This is a genomic window from Candidatus Igneacidithiobacillus taiwanensis, assembly GCF_031962545.1.
In the GTDB taxonomy this organism is placed as follows: domain Bacteria; phylum Pseudomonadota; class Gammaproteobacteria; order Acidithiobacillales; family Acidithiobacillaceae; genus Igneacidithiobacillus; species Igneacidithiobacillus taiwanensis.
In genome coordinates this window covers 1-5,669 of sequence record NZ_JAVRKK010000135.1, presented here as the reverse complement: position 1 = coordinate 5,669, position 5,669 = coordinate 1, and the positions used below count along the sequence as shown (strand labels likewise).

The following is a 5,669-nucleotide window of genomic DNA, read 5'->3' as shown; positions in this document are numbered from 1 at the left end:
TACAACGCCGAACGGCCACACCATCGACTCGGACAGAAACCACCGCTATCCTTCCTCCTCCAACATCTACCACAGTGCCAAAGGTGGTGGACGCATACAACTACTTGCCAAGGTTTTTCTTTTGCTCTATAACCCGTTCAGAGTCCGATAAATAACGGGACGTGCACATGCGCTTGATGGATCTAGTTGTTCCTGTTACGAAAATATCTGTAGTTACCTGCGTTCTAGCGGCTTTTCTACTTACTGGCTGCGCGGAATACGAAACCAACGATGGCTGGCAAGGCCCTACGGTAGCGCCATCGGCGGCCTATACCCCGCCTCAGAGTGCGACGCCAACGTACTCCTACGAGCAGCACCGCGAGGCAACGATTCTGGATGCTGTGCTGGTCAATGCGATTGCCCAGATTGGTAAACCCTATGTGTGGGGTGGTGAGAGTCGTCACCACGGTTTTGATTGCAGCGGATTGATTCAGTACGTACTTTCGAAAGCCGGTGTGGTGGTACCGAGGACAGCGCGGCAGCAGGCGCTTGCCTTACCGGCGGTCCCTTACAGTCAGATTCAAAAAGGCGATCTCGTCTTCTTCAATACCATGGGCGCCCCCGATACCCACGTTGGTATTTACATTGGGGGCGGTCAGTTCGTTAGCGCCCTCAATCGCCATGCTGGTATTACCGTGCAGAGTTTGAACAATCCCTACTGGGCGCAGCGTCTCGATGGCGTTCGTAGACCCATGCCTCCGGAGCTTCTCGCCATGCAGTCTCTGGATGAACATGTCCTCAACCGCTGATCTCTATTGCGACGTCTTCTCTTCGCGGCGCACTTATGCAGCGCTGCTCTCTGGCATTGCCGCCTTATTGTTGACCGCCTGCGCAACGAAGGTACCGTATCAGAGTGCGGCGCCCATTTCACCTGCTCCTAGCGCCATCGTTCCGGCGCCATTGGCCGCAACTCCACCCGCGGCAAATGCGGAAAATATCGCTCCGACGCCTCTGCCCGAGGCAGCGAACTGCTCGCAAAATCTCATCTTTCCGGGCTTCCCTGAGAGCGATCAGCAGCGTATGCGTGACTTTGCCTGCACGTTGCAAACCCAATATCACCTGCCGCCCCAATGGGTGTTACCGGCGCTCTACAATGCCCGCTTCAATGCGCGGGCCCTGGCCTTGATGACGCCACCGCCTCCTTCCCCTGTGCCATTGCGGCCCTACCCCTGGTGGCGTTATCGCGATCGCTTCTTGCGTCCGGATCGCCTGCAACGGGGAGTGGAATTCTGGAATGCCCATCGCCATATCTTGCAACAGGTCGCCACTAAATATGGGGTGTCGCCTGAGATATTGTTGGGCATCCTGAATATCGAGACGGGCTTTGGCAGTTTTCAAGGCAATTTCCGAGTACTGGATGCGAACCTTTCCTTGGCCTTGGGGTTGCCGGCACGTCGCGCCTTTTTTCTTCGAGAGAGCGCGGCGACCATAGAACTCGCGCATCGCTTGGGACGACCGGTCTCATCCCTGCGTGGCTCCGAAGCTGGTGCCATGGGGATGTCGCAGTTTCTTGCCAGCAGTTACCTGAAATATGGAACCGTATGGGATGATCCTCCAGGCGAGGGGCTGCCGGATCTCTGGACCTCTGTGCCGGACGTGCTCGCCTCGACGTCGCGTTTCTTCCTCGCCCACGGTTGGCGCCCAGGACAGCCCGTGTTACAGGAGGCGTCAGTAGAAAATCCCGTGCAAGCGGAACAATTTCTGCACGGACGCTACGCGTTGGCGCAGCTTACTGCACTGGGCATTCGCCCCCGTGCCGGACGAGCTATGCCGGGCAATACCCCAGTCGGGCTCCTGCGCTTGGCCACGGAGCGCGGCCCCCGCTATTACATTGCCTACCCCAATTTTTACGCCATCATGGGGTATAACCCGAGTATTAATTATTCTGCCACGGTTTGGGCCTATGCCGAGGCGTTGCGCGCGCGGGTAGGCTGAGTGTTCGGCGTGTAAGTGCTACACTCTGGGGAGTTCCCGATACGGAGGCTCCCTTGCCAGCACTCTCCCCCGCTGAACTTACCTTGCTGTTGCCCGACTGGCTGATCCCGATACAACCTACCGGAGCGTTAGCGCAACACGGCATCGCAATCCACCAGGGAAGAATCGTCGCTCGTGATCGCCACGAGCTATTGCAACAACAGTTTCCTGCAGCTCGGCATATTCACCTACCCGGACAAGCGCTGCTCCCGGGCTTTATCAACGTCCACACCCATGCAGCAATGACTCTGTTGCGGGGGTTGGCCGATGATCTGCCGCTGATGGTCTGGCTGCAGGAGCATATTTGGCCCGCAGAGGGGCGCTTTGTTGCCCCCGATTTTGTCCAGGCAGGGACGAGACTGGCAATTGCGGAAATGCTGCGCAGCGGCACCACTTGCTTCAATGATATGTATTTTTTCAGCTCCGAGGCGGCGCAGGTAGCTTCCGACATGGGAATGCGGATGGTGCAAGGGCACGTGATCATCGATTTCCCCACCACGTACACCCGCAATGCGGAGGACGCTCTGCGCGTTGCAGCGGAGAAAATAGCGGCAGCGCCTCGCTCGCCGCTCTTACGCCATAGTATTGCGCCCCACGCACCCTACACCGTCAGCGATGCTCCCTTGCGCGAAGCAGCACAATTGGCGCGGGAGCGCGGGCTTTTACTACACATGCACGTACACGAAACCGCCGGGGAAGTGCGCGACGCTGTTGCTCGCGATGATCGTCGCCCGTTGCGCCGCTTGCACGATCTTGGCCTGCTCGGCGAGGATTTTCTTGCGATTCACATGACCCAGCTCGATGCCAGCGACCTAGCGATCTGCAAGGAGACGGGGTTGCGGATTGGGCATTGTCCAGAATCGAATCTCAAGCTTGGCTCGGGCATAGCGCCTATTGCAACGCTCTTGGAGCAAGGGCAAATCATCGGCCTCGGTACCGACGGCGCGGCCAGCAACAATGACCTCGACATGCTCGGTGAGCTGCGTACGGCAGCCCTTCTTGCCAAAGGGCGAGATGGCGATCCCACTGCCCTGCCTGCCCAGCAAGCCCTACACCTCGCCACTTTGGGCGCGGCCCAGGCCCTGGGTTGGCAGGACGAAATCGGCAGTCTGGAAGTGGGCAAATCTGCGGATTGCATTGCCGTGAGTTTTGATCATCCAGCCACGACTCCGGTCTACGACCCCATATCCCAATTGGTCTACTGTGCGAGTCGAGATCAAATCCGGGCCGTGTGGGTGGCGGGTGTGCAGAAAATTGACAATGGCGAAGCATTGGCGTGGGACGTACAGCAATTACAGCGCGATGCCCAAGATTGGGCGTTGCGCATCCGCAGGGAGCATTCGTGATGAGCAACATGGATTCCGCAGAAGTCGACAAGTTTCAATCGTTTGCCAGCAAGTGGTGGGATACCGATGGCCCGGTGCGGACCCTGCACGACATCAATCCCTTGCGCCTGCAATATATCCAAGAACATAGCTCAGGCGGCCTGCGCGGCAAGAAAGTGGTCGACATTGGCTGTGGCGGCGGGATTTTGAGCGAAGCTATGGCGCGTCAAGGTGCCGAAGTGCTGGGGATTGATATGGCGAGCGATGCGATAGCCGTGGCCGAACAGCACGCCGAACAGCAGGCCCTGCAGGTGCGCTATCGGGTGCAGGCCGCAGAGGAACTGGCAGAGCAGGAAGCTGGCCAATATGACCTGGTCACCTGCATGGAGATGCTGGAGCACGTGCCAGATCCGGCGGCCATCATCAGCGCCTGTGCCAAGTTGGTTAAGCCTGGCGGCGATGTGTTTCTGTCTACCCTCAATCGCAATCCCAAGAGTTATCTCTATGCCATTGTTGGTGCAGAATATTTGTTGGGACTGCTGCCTCGCGGTACGCACGACTACGAAAAATTCCTGCGCCCTAGCGAATTATTGGAAATGACTCGTCAAGCCGGTTTGCGCATGCGTGATCTGCACGGCATGGCTTATGATCCTTGGCGTCATCAGGCCCGCCTCACTGGGGATGTGAGCGTCAACTATCTTTGTCATTGTCAAAAGGGTACCTGATGCGCTGGCAAGCGCTACTTTTCGATCTCGATGGCACCCTCGTCGATACCGCTCCCGATCTGGCGGGGGCAGTACAGGATTTGGCGCGGGAGCGGGATTTGCCGGTTCCGGCCTTTGCTGATCTCCGTTCGGTTGCCTCGCATGGGGCGCCGGGGCTGCTGGGTACGGGTTTTGGCATTGCGGTGGACGATCCTCGCTACTCGGCCCTGCGCCTCGATTTTTTGCGTCTCTATCGGGCGCGAGCCCACCGCGATAGCGTCCTGTTTCCGGGCATTGCCGAAATCCTGGAGCAATTGCGGTCACGTCGCCTACCCTGGGCGGTGGTCACCAACAAGAGTGCAGAGCTGGCGCAGGAGGTGTTAGAGCATCTCGCCCTGCCCTATCCTCCCGCCGTTGTTGTGGGTGGCGACACTACCGCAGAAGCCAAGCCTTCTCCTGTGCCAGTGCGCTATGCCCTGGATAGGCTGGGCATTGATCACCCGCATGCCCTCTTTCTCGGAGACGATCGCCGCGATATCCAGGCTGCGCATGCCGCTGGCATTCCTGCCTGGGCTGCAGCTTGGGGCTATTGGCAGAGCAGCGATCCCCCCACGGATTGGGGTGCAGAGGCAATCATCAACGACTCCGAACAGCTACTCTCCCGCCTTCTGACCAACTAGCTGCACAAAGGAGGCCGAAAGTATGAGTACGGCACCGAGGATCTCCATGCTGCTCATTGCCTCTTTGGCAAGAATCCAAGCCGAAACCGCGCCAACGATCACCTCGATGGGCATGATGACCGCCGAAACGCGAATCGGTAGGCGGCTCACGCCGTAGACGGTACTGGCCGTTGCCAAACCTACCCAAAACCAGGCGAAGACGGGGATGAGGAAAGCTGGCCACTGGGGATGCTGCGGCCAAGGTGCAAAAACGGCAAAGACCAGACCGATCCCGGCACAACCCCACCAGATGGCAAGCGAGCGGGCCGCATCGGATAACCGATTCGCACTGCGTAACACAACGTTACTGAGCGCAAACGCCAGGCCGCTACTGGCTGCCAAGAACATGGTCAATAGATCCTCGCCTTGGTCCATATGCTGTCCGCGTAGTACTACCAAGACCGTACCCGAGCAGGCCAAGGCCACAGCAATAGCACCACGCCAGCCAATGGTTTCGCGCAAAAATACGCGAGCGAAAATGACTGCCCATACCGGTGACAAATAAAAGAGCAGCAATACCAATACCACCTGACCCTGAAACAGCGCCAGCATAAAGGCAACATTGGTCCAACCGCCAAGCAGGGCGATCAAGGCCAACGAACGCCAATCGTGCCGCGCGATCTTCACTGTGCCACGGCGCCGCAACAACAAGGTGCCAGCCCCAGCCAGAAAAAGATAAATCAGGGCAATGAGCCAGGGGCCGCCGAATCCTTGCTCGGAAAAGAAACGCAACGGCCACCAATAGGTTCCCCAGAGTGCCGCCCCAACGATGAGGCTGAGAACCGGCAATGGCTTGTCATGCACATTTGGCACTGCATAAGTTCACAAACCTTTGGCACTTCTTTGGCGAGGGAGGAGTGCCATGCAGGTTCAACATGTCGGGTACCGGATCCGGGGGTTTTACCGGG

At 58.3% G+C, this 5,669-nt stretch carries 6 protein-coding genes; 5 read left to right on the top strand and 1 reads right to left on the bottom strand.

Annotated elements, in window-relative coordinates; translation table 11 throughout:
- The first annotated feature begins 167 nt into the window (after positions 1-167).
- The 5 genes from RTI30_RS12080 to RTI30_RS12060 are packed head-to-tail and all read left to right on the top strand — an operon-like array spanning position 168 to position 4,722.
- A complete protein-coding gene (locus RTI30_RS12080) occupies positions 168-788 on the top strand; it encodes a C40 family peptidase (RefSeq protein WP_312263399.1) in 621 nt (206 codons plus the stop codon).
- On the top strand, positions 766-1,974 hold the full coding sequence (locus RTI30_RS12075; protein WP_312263398.1) for a lytic murein transglycosylase: 1,209 nt from the start codon (positions 766-768) through the stop codon (positions 1,972-1,974). Before RTI30_RS12080 ends, RTI30_RS12075 begins: the two co-directional genes overlap by 23 nt.
- A 53-nt stretch (positions 1,975-2,027) precedes the next feature.
- The gene (locus RTI30_RS12070) at positions 2,028-3,359 is read left to right on the top strand and encodes a TRZ/ATZ family hydrolase (protein ID WP_312263397.1); all 1,332 of its coding nucleotides are present in this window, start codon (positions 2,028-2,030) and stop codon (positions 3,357-3,359) included.
- On the top strand, positions 3,359-4,063 hold the full coding sequence (gene ubiG / locus RTI30_RS12065) for a bifunctional 2-polyprenyl-6-hydroxyphenol methylase/3-demethylubiquinol 3-O-methyltransferase UbiG (protein WP_312263396.1): 705 nt from the start codon (positions 3,359-3,361) through the stop codon (positions 4,061-4,063). The genes RTI30_RS12070 and ubiG overlap by 1 nt, the downstream gene beginning before the upstream one ends.
- The gene (locus RTI30_RS12060) at positions 4,063-4,722 is read left to right on the top strand and encodes an HAD-IA family hydrolase (RefSeq protein ID WP_312263395.1); all 660 of its coding nucleotides are present in this window, start codon (positions 4,063-4,065) and stop codon (positions 4,720-4,722) included. The genes ubiG and RTI30_RS12060 overlap by 1 nt, the downstream gene beginning before the upstream one ends.
- Here the strand turns inward: RTI30_RS12060 and RTI30_RS12055 are convergent.
- Positions 4,696-5,550 (bottom strand): DMT family transporter, encoded by an 855-nt coding sequence (locus RTI30_RS12055; RefSeq protein ID WP_312283854.1) that lies wholly within the window; start codon positions 5,548-5,550, stop codon positions 4,696-4,698. The genes RTI30_RS12060 and RTI30_RS12055 overlap by 27 nt on opposite strands.
- Positions 5,551-5,669: the final 119 nt, after the last annotated feature.